The sequence below is a fragment of the Chitinophaga rupis genome (assembly GCF_900109685.1).
In the GTDB taxonomy this organism is placed as follows: domain Bacteria; phylum Bacteroidota; class Bacteroidia; order Chitinophagales; family Chitinophagaceae; genus Chitinophaga; species Chitinophaga rupis.
In genome coordinates this window covers 356,183-374,896 of record NZ_FOBB01000001.1, presented here as the reverse complement: position 1 = coordinate 374,896, position 18,714 = coordinate 356,183, and the positions used below count along the sequence as shown (strand labels likewise).

Sequence of the window (18,714 nt, the reverse complement as noted above, 5' to 3'; positions counted from 1 at the left end):
TAAAAAAAATTACGAATTACGAATCTAATGCTTTCTTCGCACTCATTCGTAATTCGTAATTAACTATTCGTAATTAAACTACAGATCTTTTCCGTGGCACTGCTTGTATTTCTTCCCGCTTCCGCAAGGGCAGGGATCGTTACGCCCAACCTTGGGGCCTATACGAACCGGCTCCTGGCGCACAGGTTCTGCATTGGTCGCATATTCCTGTTCTGCAGTGGCGGTGGCAGCACCTTGTCCATTACCTTCAAACTCCTGGTGAGAGGCGCGCATACGGCTCATATCCGTTTTCTGCTCGCGTCCTTCACGGATCTGCTGCTCCTGGTGCCGGTCTTCCCGAACCGGGATACCGCATTTGCACAGGAACGACACGATCTCGCGGCTGGTTTCCCCGTCCATTTGCTTGAACAGGTTAAACGCTTCAAACTTATAGATCAGTAACGGATCTTTTTGTTCATACACCGCACCCTGTACAGACTGCTTCAGATCGTCCATAGCACGCAGGTGCTCTTTCCACGCATCATCTATCAGCGCCAGGGTAATGCTGCGTTCCAGTGCGCTCAGCGTTTCCTGTCCCTGGGTATCAATCACCTTTTGCAGGTTAGCCAGCACGTTAATGCCTTTTTTACCATCGGTGAAGGGAATGGAAATATTCTCTATCTGGTGGCCCTGGTCCTTATGGATCTGGGTAATCACCGGCAGGGTTTTGGCAGCTATTTCAGCGGTTTTACGCTCATAGTTTTCCTTAGCCTGGTGGTATAATTTAGTTGTTAGGAGTGCAATATCTGTTTTCTGCAGATCTTCCGCCGTAATGTCGGTATCTATAGAAAAGTTCATGATCACATCCAGCGTAAAGGCTTCATGGTCGCCGCTTTCCTTGTGTGTGGTGATAATGCTTTCCGCCACATCGTAGAAAGAGTTGTCAATGTCAATGGCCAGGCGCTCGCCAAACAGGGCGTGGTTACGTTTGGAGTAGATCACTGTACGCTGCTTGTTCATCACATCATCATACTCCAGCAAACGCTTACGGATACCGAAGTTATTTTCTTCCACTTTCTTCTGCGCGCGTTCAATAGAGCGGGTGATCATGCTGTGCTGTATCACTTCGCCCTCTTTATAACCCATGCGGTCCATGAGGCCTGCAATACGGTCAGAACCGAACATACGCATCAGGTCATCTTCCAGGGATACAAAGAACTGGGAAGTACCGGGATCACCCTGGCGGCCGGCACGGCCACGCAGCTGGCGGTCTACACGGCGGCTTTCATGCCTTTCCGTACCTATAATGGCCAAACCACCGGCTTCCTTAACACCGGGGCCCAGCTTAATATCCGTACCACGGCCGGCCATGTTGGTGGCAATGGTTACAGCGCCTGCCAACCCTGCTTCAGCCACTATCTGGGCCTCACGGGCGTGCTGTTTGGCGTTCAGTACGTTGTGCGGTATTTTTTCAAAGGTGAGCATTTTGCTCAGCAGCTCGGATACTTCTACGGAGGTGGTACCTACCAGTACCGGGCGGCCTTTAGCCTGTAATGTCTTGATCTCGTCTATTACGGCGCGGTATTTATCGCGTTTGGTTTTGTATACCAGGTCTTCCGCATCAATACGGGTAATAGGCAGGTTGGTGGGAATGGTTACCACATCCAGCTTGTATATTTCCCACAGCTCACCGGCTTCTGTAACTGCTGTACCGGTCATACCGGCCAGCTTATGGTACATACGGAAGTAGTTCTGTAAAGTAATGGTAGCAAAGGTTTGGGTGGCAGCTTCCACTTTCACATTTTCCTTGGCTTCAATGGCCTGGTGCAAACCGTCGGAGTAGCGGCGGCCTTCCAGTATACGGCCGGTCTGCTCATCCACGATCTTTACTTTACCATCCATTACCACGTATTCCACATCATTATCAAACAGCGTATATGCTTTCAGCAGCTGCTGTACAGAGTGTATGCGGTCAGATTTCTGTGCAAACTCCTGCAGCAGTACATCTTTGCGTTGCAGCTTTTCTTCAGCAGTAATATCCAGCTTTTCAATTTCAGCGATCTCTGTACCTACATCCGGCATTATAAAGAAGTTGGCATCTTCGCCTTCCTGGGTAATAAGGTGAATGCCTTTATCCGTAAGGTCTACGCTGTTGTTCTTTTCATCTATATGAAAGTACAGCTCCTCGTCCACCTTCGGCATTTCACGCTGCTGGTCGGCCAGGTAATAGTTCTCTGCTTTCTGCAGCAGCACTTTGTTACCAGGTTCGCTCAGGTATTTAATCAAAGCGCTGTTCTTGGGCAACCCGCGCCAGGCGCGCATGAGCGCTAAACCGCCTGTTTTGGGATCGTCCTTACCTTCTGCTATTAATTTCTTGGCTTCGTTCAGGAACTGGGTGGTTACTTTTTTCTGGGCTTCTACCAGGCGTTGAATGCGGGGTTTCAGTACATGGAACTCCTGCTCTTCGCCACGCGGTATGGGGCCGGAAATGATCAGCGGGGTACGGGCATCATCCACCAGCACACTATCCACCTCATCCACCATGGCATAATGGTGTTTGCGTTGCACCATTTCCTCAGGGCTGTGCACCATGTTATCACGCAGGTAGTCAAAACCAAATTCGTTATTGGTACCATAGGTAATATCAGCGTGGTAGGCGTTGCGGCGTTCCGCGCTGTTGGGCTGGTATTTATCTATACAATCAACCGTAATGCCTAAAAATTCAAAGATAGGGCCGTTCCATTCGGAGTCACGGCGGGCCAGGTAATCATTCACCGTTACAATGTGCACCCCTTCACCGGCCAGCGCATTCAGGTAAGCCGGCAGGGTGGATACCAGGGTTTTACCTTCACCCGTGGCCATTTCGGAAATTTTACCCTGGTGCAGCACCATACCACCTACCAGCTGTACATCATAATGCACCATATTCCAGGTTACATCACTACCGGCAGCAGGCCAGGTGTTCTTCCACGTCACTTTGTCACCCTCAATGGTCAGGTATTTTTTGGTAACTGCCAGCTGGCGGTCCAGCTCAGTTGCGGTAGCGGTAAGGGTGGTATTCTGGGAAAAGCGGCGGGCCGTTTCCTTTACTACGGCAAAAGCTTCCGGTAACAGCTCATCCAGCACTACTTCTATCTGTTTGTCCCGGTCTTTTTTCAGCTTATCTATTTCCTGGTAAATACTGTCTTTGGTAGAAACGTCGGCTTCGTGTTCCGCGGCTTCCTGTTTGGCAGCAATAGCATCATCTATATTGGCCAGGTGTTCTTTGATCCGTTGACGGAAAACCTGGGTTTTATTACGAAGCTCATCCAAAGGAAGGGATTGCAGTTTTTCATACACTTCATTGATCTGTTTCACACGCGGCAGTAAAGCCTTAACATCTCGTTCAGACTTATGTCCGCCAAAAATTTTTGTCAAAAAACCTAACATGAGTATAAATTATTGAATGCAAATAATGGTCAACACAAATAACATGCTTGGAAAATACAGGTGACAAGCTGTCAGCAATACACCCTTTTTACAAGGACTGTAAAATTATGAATTATTTACTGATAGGGGAGTATTAATTAACTGGTACTTATAAAGTGATCATTTAAGCCGGCGGTAATTGTCATTTTTAGCGCCGGCCGGCAGCCGTAATTTTTTAACAGCAACCCACAAATGGGGGCTTCCATCTGTCAAATAAAAACAAAATAATCAGAGGCAGGAGTGGAAAATATGCAATAAGTTTTTATAAATTTAAACGTTTTAAGGTCCATACTATATATTAACACGTTTAAAACTAAATCTAAAATTCACACGTAATATGGAGAATCTGATCCAGTCCAAAAAACTGTTCTATACAAGTTGTTTGGCGTTAATTGTCACCGCTATGACCTTTGCAATCAGGGCTAAGATCATGACCATGTGGGGAACCGATTTTAAGCTTACCGGTGAGCAGGTAGGGCTTATTGCCGGCACAGCCTTCTGGGGTTTTACCCTGGCGCAGATCATAGGAGGCCCGTTAATAGATATAGTAGGTATGCGCAAAATATTAACGCTGGCTTTTGTAGGGCACTTGCTGGGTGTGGCAGTTACCATTTTTGCTACCTCTTTCTGGACGCTTTTCCTGGGTACCTTGCTGATAGGCATTGCCAACGGTAGTGTAGAAGCTGCCTGCAATCCATTGGTGGCTACTATTTACTCCACCCAAAAAACCAAAATGCTCAACCGCTTTCATATGTGGTTCCCCGGGGGGAATGTAATAGGCGGCTTAATAGCCTATTTTATGATCGATGCATTGCATCTGAGCTGGCAGGCACTTATGGGCGTGTTGCTGGTACCGGCCTTAATATATGGTGTATTGTTCCTGACCCAGCGCTTTCCGCAAACGGAGCGTGCCGCTTCCGGCATTTCATATAAAGGAATGCTCAAAGCCTGTGTAGGCCCATTGTTCATATTTATGGTATTGTGCATGTTCCTCACCGCCTCTACAGAGCTGGGAACCAGCCAGTGGATAGAGGCCCTGCTGAAACAAGTGGGCGTATCTGCCATCCTGGTATTTGTGTTTATAAACTTTATAATGGCCATTGGCCGTTTGTTTGCAGGTCCGGTGGTACACCGCCTGAACCCCGCCGGTATGCTGCTTTTCTCTGCCGTATTTGCTACATTAGGCCTGTTCTGGTTAAGCCATGCCAGCGGGTATGAAGCTTTTGCTGCTGCTGCCGTATTTGCTGTAGGGGTTTGTTATTTCTGGCCTACTATGCTGGGTTTTGTATCAGAATATATTCCGGAAACCGGCGCGCTGGGCCTGAATATTATGGGCGGCGCAGGTATGCTGTCTGTAGCCATTATATTACCTTTTATGGGTAGCTGGTATGATGGTAATAAAGCCAAAGCATTACAGCAGGGCGCCGACCAGGTAGCCGCAGAATTACAGGCCGGCAGGGATACTATGATGACCGTGATCATTTTACCGGTAATACTGATCGTTGCCTTTTTGTTCCTCTTCCTGAAATTCAGGAAAAAATCAAAGGTTTCCTTAACACAAACACAGCCCGCTGCACAAACCATATAACCTGAGCAGTTGAGGCCTTGAAGCATATATAAATCACTAAGCATAATTGATAAATTGATTTGCCAATGAACCGTAAGCTAAGAATGGGAATGATCGGAGGCGGTAAAGATGCCTTCATCGGAGCAATCCACCGTATTGCCGCCAACATGGACGGCCTGATCGAACTGAAAGCCGGCGCGCTGAGCGTAAACCCGGAGATAGCCGTGGATTCAGGAAAAATGTTATTTCTGGACCCCGAACGCACCTATACGGATTTTAAAGTAATGCTGGAAAAAGAGGCCGCCCGCCCCGCGGATGACCGCCTGGATTTTGTAACCATTGTTACGCCCAACTTTGCCCACTTTGAACCAGCCATGATGGCCCTGGATAAAGGCTTTAACGTAGTAATTGAAAAGCCCATCACCTTTACCCTGGATGAAGCCAAACAGCTGAAAGCCAAAGTAGAGCAAACCGGTTTAACCCTGCTGCTTACCCATACCTATACCGGCTACCCCCTGGTAAAACAGGCCCGCCAGATGGTGAAGGAAGGTGTGTTCGGCAAGATCCGTAAAGTTTGGGTAGAGTACCCACAGGGATGGTTAAGCAAAATGTCAGAAAGAGAAGGTAATGCGCAGGCAGCCTGGAGAACAGATCCCAAACGTTCCGGCAAAAGCGGTTGTATGGGCGATATCGGTACCCATGCCGCCAACCTGGCAGAATATATCAGCGGCGCTAAGATCGAAAAGCTGTGTGCCGACTTAAACATACTGGTACCGGGCCGCGCCCTGGATGATGATGGCGGTGTGCTGTTGCGTTTTGATAACGGTGCAGCCGGCGTATTACAGGCATCGCAGGTAGCAGCCGGTGAAGAAAATGCACTACGTATAAGGGTATACGGCGAAAAAGGCGGCCTGGAATGGGCACAGCATGAGCCCAACACCCTGCTGGTAAAATGGCTGGACCAGCCCGCGCAGATCTACCGCGCCGGCGGCAATTACGGCGGCTACCAGAGCAGCTACGCCGTACACAATACCCGCACCCCCGGTGGCCACCCTGAAGGGTACCTGGAGGCGTTCGGTAACCTGTACCGTAACTTTGCACTCACGCTCACGGCTAAGCTGGATGGCGCCCAGCCATCGCCTGAAGCGCTGGATTTCCCCAGTGTAGATGACGGCGTACGCGGCATGGCGTTCATTGACAATGTGGTAAAATCTGCACAGAGTGAGCAGAAGTGGACGACGTTCGAGATTTAATAAGATCATACATGTAAAATGCTGGGGTAAAATGTAAAAGTATGGGAGCTAAGACACGCTTTATGCCAACGTTGGCTTTCTGCGTTTACCTTTTGCAGCTGGTGTTTTATAGCTGGTTTTTACATTCTTCACAACGGAAACAGCACACAATATGAAAACAATAAAAGGACCAGGCATATTCCTGGCGCAGTTTGCAGGAGATGCCGCGCCTTTCAATAACCTGAAGAATATTTGTGAATGGGCCGCCGGCCTGGGTTTTAAAGGGGTGCAGATCCCTACCTGGGTAAGCAGCTTTATTGATCTGCAAAAGGCTGCGGAAAGCAAAACCTATGCAGATGAGATTAAAGGGATCGTAAACGCCGCGGGCCTGGAAATAACAGAGCTGAGCACCCACTTACAGGGCCAGCTGGTAGCCGTGCACCCTGCGTATAATGAATTGTTCGATGGGTTTGCACCTGAGCAATACCGTAATAACGCTGCCGCACGTACGGAGTGGGCGGTGCAGCAATTGAAGTATGCAGCCAAAGCCAGTCAGAACCTGGGTTTAAAGGCGCATGCCACCTTTAGTGGTGCGCTTTTATGGCAAACCGTATACCCCTGGCCCCAGCGCCCTGCCGGCCTGGTAGAAACCGGGTTTAAGGAGCTGGCCAACCGCTGGCTGCCCATCCTCAATGAGTTTGATGCCAATGGCGTGGACCTGTGTTATGAGATCCACCCCGGAGAGGACCTGCACGATGGTATTACCTATGAGCGCTTCCTGGAAGCCACTGGTAACCATGCCCGTGCCTGCCTCCTGTACGACCCCAGCCATTTTGTATTACAATGTTTGGATTATCTGGAGTATATTGACATCTATCACGAGCGCATCCGCATGTTCCATGTAAAAGATGCGGAATTTAACCCAACCGGCCGTTCCGGCGTGTACGGCGGTTACCAGGGCTGGATAGACCGTCCCGGCAGGTTCCGCTCCCTGGGCGATGGACAGGTGGATTTTAAAGCGGTTTTCAGTAAATTAACGCAATATGGCTTTGACGGCTGGGCAGTAATGGAATGGGAATGCTGTATAAAACATCCGGAAGACGGCGCACGCGAAGGCGCGCCTTTCATCAAAGATCATATCATAAGAGTAACGGAAAAAGCCTTTGATGATTTTGCCGGCACCGGCCCTAATGAAGCGCTCAACAGGAAAATACTGGGACTTTAAAAAGCAATTGGCTTTTAGCTTTTTGCTATTAGCTAAAAAACAGAACATAATCACTAACAGCTAACAGCTAAGTGCTAATAGCTATGCATAACGATCAACATTTAACAACTAAACTACGAGAATCAAACATGAGAAAGCGATTTTTGGCGCCGTTTGTACTGAGTGCCTTTTTCTTCGCAGCCTGCGGCGGTGGACAGAAAAGTGGTGAGCAGGCAAGCAGCAGCAACGCAACAGCAGGCCAGGAAGGCGGTGCGGTAGATACCTCAATGGTATCACCCGGCGCCAATGCACCCGTAGCCAAAGGCAAAACCCTGATCGATGACCAGGATTGCAAAACCTGCCACAAGGAAGATACCAAGCTGGTAGGACCAGGCTATAAGGAAATAGCACAGAAGTACGAGAATAACGACAAGAATGTGGAAACCCTTGCCGACAAGGTGATCAAAGGCGGAAGCGGTAACTGGGGCGAAGTAGCCATGCTGCCACATCCCTCCTTACAGAAAGAAGACGCCAAAGAAATGGTGAAGTATATTTTATCATTGAAATAAATGAACGATCCCGGAAAGACACCTGTTTTTCCGGGATACTGTTTTACTGCCCTTGTTGCGCAGGAACAGCCCCTACACACAAATTGAGAGATCCGGAAACCATGCGGCCAGTAAATGAACGGTGCGCACAGGATACGAATTGTCTGTTACGCAGGAGCATAGGCAGCAGCAGGAAAACGGCCCGTTCCGTTCATAAAAAACAATACTAAAAAGCAATTAATCTTATCTACATTACAAACTGCTAAAATTCTAAACGTACTCAGTTATGAAATTACCATTCAAAAGCTTGCTCCTGGCTGGTACCCTCATTACCACGTCTGCCATGGCGCAACAGGTGAATACATTATCATCCAAGGAAAAAAAAGAAGGCTGGAAACTGCTGTTTGATGGGAAAACCACCAAAGGCTGGCATACCTATCTGCAAAAAGACGTAAGCCCCGCCTGGAAAGTAGTGGATGGTGCGCTGGAGCTGGACCCGGAAGCTAAGAAGAGCGGCGCACCCGGTGGCGACCTGGTAACAGATGGAGAATATGAAAATTTTGAGCTGTCCGTACAATGGAAAATATCCGAAGGTGGTAACAGCGGTATCATCTTCATGGTACATGAAGATCCTGAGTATAAGCAAACCTATCTTACCGGTCCTGAAATGCAGGTGCTGGATGATGCTAAACATCCCGATGGTAAGATCACCAAACATAATTCCGGCGACCTGTATGATCTGAAAAAATCAGCACAGAACGCAGTAAAGCCAGTAGGAGAGTGGAACACGGCTAAGATCAGGAAATACAATAACCAGCTTACTTTATGGCTCAATAATGTTGAAACCGTGAATGTAACAATAGGTTCAGATGAATGGAAAGAGCTGCTGGCCAATAGTAAATTCAAAACATGGCCGGGTTTTGCCAAGTTCTCCAAAGGGCACATTTCCCTGCAGGACCATGGCCATGAGGTATCGTATAGAGATATTAAGATCCACGTTCTTTAATTAATTACGAATTGTCAATTACGAATTGGTATTTCATTGTAGCTGTATTTGTTTGTAATTCTGATATAACGTTAAGGTACATACGAGTTCACCTTCGCCGCATTCTAATTCGTAATTGATAATTCGTAATTCCATATTACGCGCATATGAAAACTAAAAACATCACACTCCTCTTATGCTTGCTGGGCTTCTTCCTCACTTCCCAGGCAAAGCCTAAACCCAAACTACTGGTGTTTGCAAAAACCGCTGGCTTCCGGCATGATTGTATACCCGTTGGTAAGCTGGCCATGATAAAGCTGGGTGAGGAAAACGGCTTTGCAGTAGATACTACGGAAGATGCCAGTGTATTCACCCCTGATAACCTGAAACAATATGCAGCCATCTTATTCCTGTGCACCACCGGCAATGTGCTGGATGATGCACAGCAGGCAGCTATGGAAGGTTACATCCGTGGCGGTGGCGGTTTTATGGGCATCCATGCCGCAACCGATACGGAGTACGACTGGCCCTGGTATAATAAGCTGGTAGGCGCCTGGTTCCTGAGCCATCCCAAACAGCAGGAGGCAACTTTGCTGGTGGTAGACAGGAACAATCCCGCCACCAAACACCTGCCCGAAAAATGGATCAGGAAAGATGAGTGGTATAACTTTAAAGACATTAATCCGGATACGCACGTACTGATTAAAATAGATGAAACCTCCTACGAAGGAGGCAAGAACGGGGATAACCATCCAATGTGCTGGTACCATGATTTTGATGGCGGCCGCGCATTTTATACTGAAATGGGCCATACCAAAGAATCCTATGCCGATCCCCTGTATTTACAACATGTGCTGGGTGGCCTGCAGTACGCTATGGGTACCGGTAATACAAAAAAGAAGCATTAAGCACTTACCATAAAATGAGATACATACTAGCTATTACGGTAATGCTGGGCCTGGGCGTCCTCATAACCGCTTGTCACAAAACCCGTCCCGGAAAACCCAAAGTACTGGTGTTTTCCAAAACCACGGGTTTTCGTCATTCCTCTATACCTGCCGGCATCAAAGCAATTCAGAAGCTGGGCGAAGAGAATGGCTTTGATGTGGATACCACAGAAAATGCCGACCGGTTCCGGGAAGACAGCCTGCAGCAATACGCAGCCGTTATTTTCCTGAACACCACCGGCGATGTTTTAAACAACTACCAGGAAGCCGACTTTGAACGCTACATACAGGCCGGCGGCGGATTTGTAGGGGTGCATGCCGCTACAGATACGGAGTATGACTGGGGCTGGTATGGTCAGCTCGTAGGCGGCTATTTTGATAATCACCCGCCAGGCGTGCATAAGGCCACCCTAACCATAAAGGATAAAACCTTTCAGGCCACCAAAGACCTGCCGGAGAAATGGGAGCATTCCGATGAATGGTATAATTTCAAAAAGCTGGATAAAACCACGCATGTGCTCATAACGGTAGATGAGAAAACTTACCAGGGCGGCACCATGGGCGAGCACCCCATAAGCTGGTACCACGACTTTGACGGCGGCCGCGCTTTTTATACAGAGCTGGGGCATACGGATGAAAGCTATACGGAGCCTAACTACCTGAAACATTTACTGGGCGGCATCAAATACGCCATTGGCAGCAACCAGTACATGGATTACAGCAAAGCCACCACCCTGCGTGTACCGGAAGAGGATCGTTTTACCAAGAATGTGCTGGTCTCCGGTGAGTTCTTTGAACCCACGGAAATGGCTATACTGCCTGATCTGAACATACTGGTGGTACAACGCCGCGGTGAGATCCTGTACTTTGACCAGGCCACCAAAAAGCTTACACAGGTAGGCGCCTTACGGGTATACTGCAAAACAGATGTACCCAATGTAAATGCAGAAGAAGGTTTGCTGGGTATTACAGCCGATCCCGATTTTAAGAATAACCACTACGTTTATTTATACTATTCACCGGCAGATACGTCTGTGAATCGCCTGTCGCGCTTTAAGTTCGAGAATAATAAGCTGGATACAGCCTCTGAAAAGATCATTCTGCAGCTGTACTCACAACGTAATATTTGCTGCCATACCGGTGGCTCGCTAACGTTTGATGCCAGCGGCTTGCTGTATCTCTCTACCGGCGATAACAGTACGCCGTTTGATGAACCGGGTCAGAAATATGTGAGCAAGGGTTACGCTCCCCTGGACGACCGTCCCGGCCACCTGCAGTACGATGACCGCCGCACCGGCGCCAATACCAACGACCTGCGGGGTAAGATCTTACGTATAAAAGTGAATGAAGACGGCAGCTACTCCATACCGGAAGGCAACCTCTTTAAGCCCGGTACTAAAAATACCCGGCCGGAGATATACGTAATGGGTACACGAAATCCGTATCGTATCTCTGTAGATAAAAAGAATGGTTACCTGTACTGGGGTGAGGTAGGCCCGGATGCCAATAACGATGATCCTAACCGCGGCCCCCGTGGTTATGATGAAGTGAACCAGGCTAAGAAAGCCGGTAACTTTGGTTATCCCATGTTTGTAGGCAACAACTACCCTTACCGTTTGTATAATTATGAAACCGGCGAAAGCGGTCCTGCATTTGACCCTGCCCACCCGGTAAACAATTCCCGCAACAATACCGGTATAAAAGACCTGCCGCCCGCGCAGCCGGCCTTTATCTGGTATCCGTATGCAAAATCGCCCGACTTCCCGCAGGTAGGCAGCGGTGGCCGTAATGCCATGGCAGGGCCTGTATACTACAGTGATCTGTATGCCAACCAGCAGGCCACCCGCTTCCCGGACTACTATAATGGTAAGCTGTTTATTTATGACTGGGTACGTGGCTGGATCAAAGCGGTAACCCTGAACCCGGATGGCAGCTACTCCAAAATGGAGCCCTTTATGGAGCATACCAAGCTCAATGCGCCTATTGATATGGAAATGGGCCCCGATGGCCGTATCTATATCCTGGAATATGGTAATGGCTGGTTCAGCAAAAATCCGGATGCAGCCCTGGTGCGTATAGATTACAATGGTGGCAACCGTGCGCCTAAAGCCGTATTAACGGTAAATAAGCTTACCGGCGGCCTGCCCTTTAAAGTAAAGCTCAGCGCCCGCAGCTCCATAGACCCGGATGGCGATAAGCTGAAATACCTGTGGTATTTTGGCAATGGCAGCAAAAAAGAAACTACAGAGCCGGAGGAAGAATATACCTATACTACCGCCGGTGAATATCCGGTAGCGGTAGAGGTGATAGATGATAAAGGCGCCAGCACCCGCAGCTATACCACAACCTTATACGCCGGTAATGAAACCCCGGATGTGAAAATAGACATCATTGGTAACAAGATGTTCTACTTCCCTGGTAAACAGGTACACTACACGGTAACCGTAAATGATAAGGAAGATGGCAGCAGCGCTAATGGTAAGCTGGATGTATCCAACATCTTTGTAAAAGCAGAGTATGTGGAAGGCCGTGATAAGGCCGCCCTGCCGCAGGGCCACCAGATTATTTCCGGCGCCATTGCCGGTAAGAATATGATGGAAGCCAGCGATTGTAAAACCTGTCATAAGCTGGATGAAAAATCCATCGGGCCATCCTTTAAGGAAGTAGCGGAAAAGTATAAGAACGATCCTGCTGCACCGGACTACCTGGCCAATAAGATCATTAAAGGCGGTGGTGGTGTTTGGGGCGAAACCGCGATGTCGGCTCACCCCACTATTACCAGCGGTGAAGCGCACCAGATCGTGGAATACATTATGTCACAGTCGGCAGATGCAAAGAAACCGGAATCCCTGCCGCTGAACAGCTCTATAGATCCTACCCTGGGTAACCCGCTGAAAGATAAAGGCGTGTTTTACCTGATGGCCAGCTATACGGATAAAGGCGGTCCTGGTATTAAACCTATTACCGGTACTGCAGGTGCGGAGCTGTTTAACGCTAAGCTGTCTGCCGCGGATTATGATAAGGCCGATGGGGTATCCACTTTCAGTGTAGACGGGCAAAAGTACCTGTTACCGGCTGCCAACGTAACCGGCTGGGCCGCTTATGATCATATAGACCTTACCGAAGTAACCGGTATTGAGCTTACCTACTTTGCACAAAAGGCCCCGCAATATGGCTACACAGTAGAAGTGTTGCTGGATGGCCTGCAGGGTACCAAGCTGGGTGAGGTAACAATTGGCCCCGGCATGAAAACCGTGCCAGCGCCTAATACTGCGCTCATTACCTTTACGCCAATATCAGATGCCAAGCAGCATACCCTTTACCTCCGTTTAAAAGCAGCAGATGCTGCAGAACAAGCGCCGGTAGCAATTGCCAGCTTGCAGTTAATGTCAAAATAGTTTAATTATAAAGTTGTTTAAGTAAAGGGCAGCCTGGTACCAGGCTGCCCTTTTGATTAAAATTGAAAGCTTCCAAATCCCATTATCTTTCCTTAACTTATTACTCCGTTCCCAACCCATATTTCAGTTATGAAAAAACAACTGCTTTACCTCCTGTTAATGGTTTTTGTATTACCCGCCATGGCTCAAAGCCATCACCCGGAGCCTAAAACCTTATCCATTGGCGCTGCGGCGCCGGCTTTTTCCCTGAAGGGTACGGATGGGAAAACCTATACCCTCAACAGTTTTGCCAAAGCCAAAGTGCTGGCTATTGTTTTTAGCTGTAACCATTGCCCCACAGCACAGGCTTATGAGGAGCGTATTAAACAGCTGGCCAAAGACTATGGCCCGCAGCAGGTAGCCGTGGTGGTCATATCTCCCAACAGCCCAACAGCCGTGAACCTGGGTGAGCTGGGGTATACGGAAATGGGAGATACCTATGAGGAAATGCAGCTCCGCGCCAAACAACATGCATTTAACTTCCCGTATCTATATGATGGTGATGATCAGAAGGTAGCCCTGGCCTACGGGCCGGTAGCCACGCCCCATGCCTTTATTTTTGATGAAAGCCGCAAGCTGCGCTATACCGGCCGCCTGGATAGTAAGGAAAAACCCGGCACCGGCCAGGCAGAGGATATCCGTGGGGCTATTGATGCAGTACTGCACCACGAGGAAGTGAAAACACCGGTGCAGAAAACCTTTGGCTGCTCTATTAAATGGGCCTGGAAAGATGAGTATAACGCACAGCTGTATAAGGAATGGGCCCAGCGCCCCGTAAGCCTGGATACCCTGGATGCCACCGGCATCAAAGAATTATTAAAGAACAAGGGCGATAAGCTGCGCCTCATTAATATCTGGGCCACCTGGTGCGGCCCCTGCATACAGGAGCTGCCTGCCTTTATAAATACCGACCGTATGTACCGGGAGCGGGATTTTGAATTTATTACCATTACCACTGATAGCCCGGAGAAAATGAGCAAAGCCCTGACCCAGCTTAAAAAGCTGCAGGCCTCCAATAAGAATTACCTGTACACGGGCAGTGATAAATACCAGCTTATAGAAGCCGTAGATCCGGACTGGCAGGGAGCTTTGCCATATACTGTATTGGTAGAGCCCGGTGGTAACATTGTGTACCGGCACCAGGGCGCAGTGAACATGCTGGAGCTACGCAAAGCAATTGTGGAAAACAAGCTGATAGGGAGGTATTACTAAAAGCTATGGTTTTCCCGTGTGAAGTTCATGTCAGGTGCCCCAAAATGAGCCGGCAATTCCATTGCTGTCCTATTCGGGTGTAATTGGTATCCTTCCCTCCTAAAAAGGCTCCGTAACCCGTGTGCAACCCGTGCGCAACTCCTCCCCCCTACATAAAACCCTACCCGCAATACTACCGCTTCGTGATCTTCATCATCGCCTTCCTTTGCTTTTTGAGTGAGCGTTGGCTGGCATAGGTATAATCAACCAGCAGCACAATGATCAGGATGAACAGGCCAAAGAACTCCCGGGTTTCCTCAATCCAGGGCTTGGTGGCCTTCATGGTTTCAGCAATATTTTCTGCATGGTGGTGTACTGCCCAGTCCATTACCCCGTATTTGTCGAAGAACAGGTACACCGCATAGGCCAGGTACACAAATACCCCCGCCAGGTAGGCGCCCCGGTAAAACTGTTTACGTGCCGCCAGCGCACACAGCACGGCAGCATACAGGTAAATGGGCATCCACACATAAGGGTCCGGGTCGTTATATTGTAAGCCGGCAAATACGATAAAAACCAGGCAAAATAGTATGTTGAATATTTTCATGAACACTTTCATGATATATAGCTTTTTAACACAAATTATAAATGTTTATATGAAATACGGTTATTTTATACAGTGTGTTGGCATTCAGCGAAGATTTTTTCAAAAACGTTAAATAAACACTTGTAAATGTTAAAATAAAGTTATAAATTGGTCAGGCAAACGAGCAATGATAAGTAAGAAAGAGAAGCGTACAACCAAAATCTATTTTTAGCCAGGACTTGTTATCTACGTATGCAAACCAAGTAAGCTTTCCGCGTTAACTTAAAAAGACCAAGATCACTCTAAAAGATAATCAAATAATTATACACTATTAAGTCTTTATAAAGCCACGTTATGAAAAAAATCTACCACAGCCTGGTGGCAGGGTGCTGTTGCATGTTATTACTACTTTGCGTCAACAGCACCTTTGCCCAAACCAAGAAAATTTCCGGGAAAATTACTGCAGAAAACAATGAACCTGTTACGGGTGCAACCGTTCAGGTAAAAGGTACCAGCACTGGCACCGTCACAGATGTGAGCGGTGCCTTTTCATTAACGGTACCTAACAACGCAACACTGGTAGTTTCTTTCGTAGGGTACAAACCACAGGAGCTCACTGTAGGAGCAGGCTCTGTCTACAACATTAGCCTGGAAACCTCCGCCAGCGCGCTCAATGAGCTGGTGGTAACAGGGTACACCACCCAGCAGCGTAAAGACATCATTGGTGCTGTATCCACTGTAAAAGCAAAAGAGCTGGTAGCCGTACCGGCCGGTAACGCAGAACAGCAGTTACAGGGCCGCGTAGCCGGTTTAACGGTATTGTCCTCCGGCCAGCCAGGCACCACCAGCCTGGTGCGCATCAGGGGCTTTGCCTCTTTTGCCGGTAACGAGCCGTTGTACATTGTGGATGGGGTACCCACCTTCAGTATTGAAAACCTTAATAGTTTTGATATTGAAACCACTACCGTGCTGAAAGATGCCGGTTCCGCCTCCATTTACGGCGCCCGTGCCTCTGCAGGCGTAATTGTGATCACCACTAAACATGGCAGCCGCCGTAATGATGGTAAGATCCAGGTAACCTACGATGGTTCCTATGGCTGGCAAACACCCGGTAAAGGTTTTGATATCCTGAACCCCGAAGAAACCGCCAAATGGACCTGGATAGCTGAACGTAATGCCGGTAAGGTAGAAGCCAATGGCAACCCTACCCATCCCCAGTACGGCACTGGCGTAAACCCCGTGCTGCCGGATTATATTTTGGCAGGCGGCAAAACCGGTGTGTTTGCCGGCGATCCGGCCATTGATGCCAGCAAATACAATGTTGATTTTAATAAAGGCGACATTTACCAGATCGTAAAAGCTAACAAAGCCGGAACGGACTGGTATGATGCAATTACCCGCACAGCGCCCATCCAGCAGCATGCAGTAGGCCTGTCCGGCGGTAGTGAGAACTCCCGCTTCTACGCAGGTTTCGGATATTATAACCAGGAAGGGGTAGTGCTGAGCACCTACCTGAAACGTTACTCCATCCGCGCCAACTCAGAGTTCTCTATCAAGAACCGGGTGCGCATCGGGGAAAACATTCAGATGACCTTCCGCGATAACCCGCAGCTTACCAACCTGAATGAGGGTAATGCCATTTCCCTGGCCTACCGTATGAACCCGCTGATCCCTGTACATGACGAATTTGGGGGCTGGGCCGGTACTGCAGCCAAAGGGTTTAATAACCCCAGTAACCCGGTAGCGAACCAAACCCGTTCAAAAGATAATAAAGGTCACGCCTTCGGTATTTTCGGTAACGTATATGCAGAGGCAGACATTTTAAAAGACCTCACCTTCCGCAGCAGCTTTGGAGGTAATCTGTTTAGCTTTTATGCAAACGGTATTACCTCCCGCACCTATGAGAATTCTGAAAACATAGGTAGTGATCAGCTGTATGAAAATTCAGGTTATGGCTACAGCTGGACCTGGACCAACACCATGCGCTATGAGCATACCTTTGGAATAAATAATATCAAGGCCCTGGTAGGTATAGAAGCCATCCGCGATGGTGCCGGCCGTGATATGAACGGTACAGGCCTTAACCCCTTTACCAATGTAGTGAACTACCGCACCCTTACCGGCACCCAGTCATCCGGCCGTACGGTAGGCAGTGAAGGCAGCCCCGGTAATGATATCTTCTCCATGTTTGGTAAAGTGGATTATACCCTGATGGACCGTTACCTGATCAGCGCCGTGCTTAGAAGGGATGGTTCCTCTAACTTTGGTATCGCCAACCGTTATGGTACCTTCCCGGCTGTTTCCGCCGGCTGGCGCGTTAGCCAGGAAGAATTCCTGAAAGGCGTTTCCTGGATCAACGAATTAAAGCTCCGCGGTGGCTGGGGTAAAATGGGTAACCAGCGTATAGATCTGAACAACCAGTACAACCTGTACGCCGCCAGCGCCTCCTTCTCTGCTTACGCCATAGACGGCGCCAGCACCGCCACCTTTGAAGGTATCAACAAAGCCAGGATCGGTAATCCGGAAGGCCGTTGGGAAACCAACATCACTACCAACGTAGGTCTGGATGCAACCTTGTTCAACAACACACTGGACTTTATATTTGATATCTATAATAAAAAGACCAGCAATCTGCTCTTTAACCCGGAACTGCCCGGTACCGTAGGTCAGGTAACTTATCCTACCATTAACGTAGCCAGTATGAGCAACAAAGGCATAGATATGCAGCTCATTAAACGCGGCACCTTTGCCAAGAACTGGCGCTACGAAGCCAATTTAACCTTAACAACATATAAGAACAAGATCACCAAGCTGTCCGAAGGGGTAGACTATTTTGACGGTAACAGCTTTGGTTCATCCCGTATCGGTACTTTCACCCGTAATGCCGTAGGGCAACCCATTTCCGCCTTCTTTGGCTATGATGTGGTAGGTCTTTTCCAGGATGATAATGATGTAAAGAACAGCGCCGCACAGGATGGCGCTGCCCCCGGCCGTTTCAAGTACCGGGATGTGGATGGCGATAAAAAGATCACGGCTGCCGACCGTACCTTCTTTGGCGATCCCAATCCCCGCGTAACTTCCGGCCTGGATATCACCATCGGTTACAAAGGTTTTGATTTTAACATGTTCTTCTACGCCGTAACCGGCGCCAAGGTAATTAACTACACCCGCTGGTTCACCGACTTCTTCCCCTCTTTCCCGGGGCAGGCCATCAGCGGCCGTGTACGCGATTCCTGGACGCCTGAGAACAAAGGCACTACCGTACCCATTTTTGAGGATGTATCCAACTTCAGCACCAATACCCAGCCAAACTCCTATTACATGGAGAATGGCGCTTACCTGCGGGCCCGCAACGTGCAGCTGAGCTATACGCTGCCCGCATCCACTATCCGTACTATTGGTATGGAAAAGCTGAAGATATATGTGCAGGCTGTTAACCTGTTCACCATTACCGGTTACAAAGGCCTGGACCCTGCCGTAAGCGGTGTGGATACCAACTTTGGGGTAGACTATGGTAACTATCCGCTTACACGCCAGTTTATCCTGGGTTTAAACGCCATTTTCTAATAG

At 48.7% G+C, this 18,714-nt stretch carries 11 protein-coding genes; 9 read left to right on the top strand and 2 right to left on the bottom strand.

Features of this window, described 5'->3' with window-relative positions; translation table 11 throughout:
- Nucleotides 1-78: 78 nt before the first annotated feature.
- Nucleotides 79-3,408, bottom strand: a complete 3,330-nt coding sequence (secA, locus tag BMZ54_RS01395) for a preprotein translocase subunit SecA (protein WP_089906364.1) — start codon at nt 3,406-3,408, stop codon at nt 79-81.
- Nucleotides 3,409-3,784: 376 nt separating this feature from the next.
- Here secA and BMZ54_RS01390 point away from each other — a divergent pair, with 376 nt between their 5' ends.
- The 8 genes from BMZ54_RS01390 to BMZ54_RS01355 all read left to right on the top strand — a co-directional run bounded on the left by BMZ54_RS01390 (nt 3,785) and on the right by BMZ54_RS01355 (nt 14,579).
- Nucleotides 3,785-5,035 carry an MFS transporter gene (locus BMZ54_RS01390; RefSeq protein ID WP_089906363.1) on the top strand — a complete coding sequence of 417 codons (1,251 nt, stop codon included), beginning with the start codon at nt 3,785-3,787 and terminating at the stop codon, nt 5,033-5,035.
- Between the two features lie 65 nt (nt 5,036-5,100).
- Nucleotides 5,101-6,267, top strand: coding sequence for a Gfo/Idh/MocA family protein (locus tag BMZ54_RS01385; RefSeq protein WP_089906362.1), 1,167 nt, complete (start codon nt 5,101-5,103; stop codon nt 6,265-6,267).
- Between the two features lie 151 nt (nt 6,268-6,418).
- Nucleotides 6,419-7,471, top strand: coding sequence for a sugar phosphate isomerase/epimerase family protein (locus tag BMZ54_RS01380; protein ID WP_089906361.1), 1,053 nt, complete (start codon nt 6,419-6,421; stop codon nt 7,469-7,471).
- A gap of 128 nt (nt 7,472-7,599) precedes the next feature.
- Entirely contained in the window at nt 7,600-8,019 is a 420-nt protein-coding gene (locus BMZ54_RS01375) for a c-type cytochrome (protein WP_089906360.1), read from the top strand.
- A gap of 265 nt (nt 8,020-8,284) precedes the next feature.
- Nucleotides 8,285-9,004, top strand: a complete 720-nt coding sequence (locus BMZ54_RS01370; protein ID WP_089906359.1) for a 3-keto-disaccharide hydrolase — start codon at nt 8,285-8,287, stop codon at nt 9,002-9,004.
- 146 nt (nt 9,005-9,150) lie between these two features.
- Nucleotides 9,151-9,891 (top strand): ThuA domain-containing protein, encoded by a 741-nt coding sequence (locus BMZ54_RS01365; protein WP_089906358.1) that lies wholly within the window; start codon nt 9,151-9,153, stop codon nt 9,889-9,891.
- A gap of 14 nt (nt 9,892-9,905) precedes the next feature.
- The gene (locus BMZ54_RS01360; protein WP_089906357.1) at nt 9,906-13,328 is read left to right on the top strand and encodes a ThuA domain-containing protein; all 3,423 of its coding nucleotides are present in this window, start codon (nt 9,906-9,908) and stop codon (nt 13,326-13,328) included.
- Between the two features lie 129 nt (nt 13,329-13,457).
- Nucleotides 13,458-14,579 carry a redoxin family protein gene (locus tag BMZ54_RS01355; RefSeq protein WP_089906356.1) on the top strand — a complete coding sequence of 374 codons (1,122 nt, stop codon included), beginning with the start codon at nt 13,458-13,460 and terminating at the stop codon, nt 14,577-14,579.
- Nucleotides 14,580-14,751: 172 nt separating this feature from the next.
- Here BMZ54_RS01355 and BMZ54_RS01350 read toward each other — a convergent pair whose 3' ends face one another.
- A complete protein-coding gene (locus tag BMZ54_RS01350) occupies nt 14,752-15,177 on the bottom strand; it encodes a transmembrane 220 family protein (protein ID WP_089906355.1) in 426 nt (141 codons plus the stop codon).
- 321 nt (nt 15,178-15,498) lie between these two features.
- On the opposite strand from BMZ54_RS01350, the gene BMZ54_RS01345 reads away from it, so the two are divergent.
- Nucleotides 15,499-18,711: a SusC/RagA family TonB-linked outer membrane protein gene (locus BMZ54_RS01345; protein WP_202909109.1), complete on the top strand. Its 3,213-nt coding sequence runs from the start codon at nt 15,499-15,501 to the stop codon at nt 18,709-18,711.
- The last annotated feature ends 3 nt before the right edge of the window (nt 18,712-18,714 follow it).

Coding starts and splice junctions, on each gene's coding strand:
- BMZ54_RS01375 (WP_089906360.1), top strand. CDS start 7,600: ATGAGAAAGCGATTTTTGGCGCCGTTTGTACTGAGTGCCTTTTTCTTC.
- BMZ54_RS01385 (WP_089906362.1), top strand. CDS start 5,101: ATGAACCGTAAGCTAAGAATGGGAATGATCGGAGGCGGTAAAGATGCC.
- BMZ54_RS01390 (WP_089906363.1), top strand. CDS start 3,785: ATGGAGAATCTGATCCAGTCCAAAAAACTGTTCTATACAAGTTGTTTG.
- secA (WP_089906364.1), bottom strand. CDS start 3,408: ATGTTAGGTTTTTTGACAAAAATTTTTGGCGGACATAAGTCTGAACGA.
- BMZ54_RS01370 (WP_089906359.1), top strand. CDS start 8,285: ATGAAATTACCATTCAAAAGCTTGCTCCTGGCTGGTACCCTCATTACC.
- BMZ54_RS01365 (WP_089906358.1), top strand. CDS start 9,151: ATGAAAACTAAAAACATCACACTCCTCTTATGCTTGCTGGGCTTCTTC.
- BMZ54_RS01380 (WP_089906361.1), top strand. CDS start 6,419: ATGAAAACAATAAAAGGACCAGGCATATTCCTGGCGCAGTTTGCAGGA.
- BMZ54_RS01345 (WP_202909109.1), top strand. CDS start 15,499: ATGAAAAAAATCTACCACAGCCTGGTGGCAGGGTGCTGTTGCATGTTA.
- BMZ54_RS01355 (WP_089906356.1), top strand. CDS start 13,458: ATGAAAAAACAACTGCTTTACCTCCTGTTAATGGTTTTTGTATTACCC.
- BMZ54_RS01360 (WP_089906357.1), top strand. CDS start 9,906: ATGAGATACATACTAGCTATTACGGTAATGCTGGGCCTGGGCGTCCTC.
- BMZ54_RS01350 (WP_089906355.1), bottom strand. CDS start 15,177: ATGAAAGTGTTCATGAAAATATTCAACATACTATTTTGCCTGGTTTTT.